The organism is Burkholderia sp. E168m23 (assembly GCF_016586125.1).
Taxonomy (GTDB): Bacteria; Pseudomonadota; Gammaproteobacteria; order Burkholderiales; family Burkholderiaceae; genus Burkholderia; species Burkholderia orbicola.
This window is the reverse complement of the sequence record NZ_BCPP01001243.1, coordinates 1-1,671: the sequence shown is the minus strand read 5'-3', so window position 1 is coordinate 1,671 and position 1,671 is coordinate 1. Positions and strand designations below refer to the sequence as shown.

The 1,671-nt window shown below is 68.0% G+C and carries 1 protein-coding gene and 1 pseudogene; both read right to left on the bottom strand.

All coding sequences use genetic code 11. The features are described 5' to 3' along the window. Nucleotides 1-260 (bottom strand): annotated as a pseudogene (locus JMF90_RS36160) (cytochrome c); the annotation flags it as partial. Nucleotides 261-275: 15 nt separating this feature from the next. Further along, a partial coding sequence (locus tag JMF90_RS36155) for a xanthine dehydrogenase family protein molybdopterin-binding subunit (RefSeq protein WP_201317076.1) occupies nt 276-1,671 on the bottom strand: 1,396 nt, incomplete at its 5' end.

Sequence of the window (1,671 nt, the reverse complement as noted above, 5' to 3'; positions counted from 1 at the left end):
CCCGTTTCCGGATCGGGCGTGATGTTGGTCGTGTAGATCGCGCCCATCGGCGTGACCATCTTCAGGCCGCCGGCGAACGGCGTGCCGCGCGGCGCGGTGTGGCACGCGACGCAGTCGCCCGCTTTCGCGAGGTATGCGCCGCGAGCGACGAGCGCGCTGTCGGCCGGTGCCGTCTGCGCGGCCTGCGCGGCCGGGCCGGCCAGCATGGCGGACAGCGCGAGCAGCGATGCACGGAACGTATTCAGGGCGAGGTTTCGCATGATCGTCGCCTCCCCTCAAGCCGTCTTCAGCTGATCGCCGACCGGCAGCTTGCGCAGCCGCTTGCCGGTCGCCGCGAAGATCGCGTTCGACAATGCCGCGGCCGTCGCGGCCGTGCCCGGTTCGCCGATCCCGCCCGGCGCTTCGCCGCTTTTCACCAGATGCACCTCGATCGGCGGTGTCTCGTTGATCCGCAGCATCCGGTAATCGGTGAAATTGCTCTGCACGACACGGCCGTCCTCGATCGTGATCTCGCCGTACAGCGCGCCCGTGATCCCGAAGATGATGCCGCCCTGCACTTGCGCCTCGATCGTGTTCGGGTTGACGGACATGCCGCAATCGACCGCGCACACGACGCGCTTGACCTGCACCTCGCCGTTATCCACCGCGACGTCGACTACCATTGAGAAGAAAGTGCCGAATGCATACATCACAGACACGCCGCGCCCCTGCCCCTTCGGCAGCGACGGGCCCCAGCCGGCCGCCTTCGTCGCGACGTCGAGCACATTCAGCGCGCGCGGCGCCTTGCCGAGCAATGCACGGCGGTATTGCACGGGGTCGGTCTTGGTCTGCGCGGCCAGTTCGTCGATGAAGCTCTCGACGACGAACGTGCCCCGGGTCGGCCCGACGCCACGCCAGAACGCGGTCGGCACGTGGCGCGGCTCCTGGCGCACGTAGTCGACGAGCTGGTTCGGCAGGTCGTACGGCAGATCAGCCGAGACTTCGACCGCGTCAGGATCGATACCATTTCGGAACGCGGGCGGCGCGAAGCGCGCCATGAGCGACGAGCCGACGATCCGGTGCTGCCACGCGATCGGCTTGCCGTTCGCGTCGAGGCCGGCCGAAATCTTGTCGTAGTAGTACGGCCGATACATGTCGTGCTGGATGTCTTCCTCGCGCGTCCAGATCACCTTCACCGGCGCGTTGACCTGTTTTCCGACCTTCACGGCCTGGTCGATCATGTCCGTTTCGAGCCGCCGGCCGAAGCCGCCGCCGAGCAAGTGGTTGTGCACGACGATCTTGTCGGGCGACAGGCCCGTGAGTTGCTGCACGGTGTCAACCGCGCGCGTCGGCACCTGGGTGCCGACCCAGATCTCGCAGCCGTCGCCGCGCACGTGCACCGTGCAGTTCACCGGCTCCATCGTCGCGTGCGCGAGGAACGGCTGTTCGTAGACAGCGTCGACGCGCGTCTTCGCGTTTGCGAACGCGTGGCCGACATCGCCTTCCTTGCGCGCGACCGCGCCCTTGCCGCTCACCGCCGCCTGCGCGAGGTCGGCAACGATGTCCTTCGTGGACACCTTCGCGCCCGCGCCCTCGTTCCACTTCACGACGAGCGCCGATGCACCGCGCTTCGCGGCCCACGTGTGATCGCCGACCACCGCCACCGCGTTGTCGACGCGCACGACCTGGCGC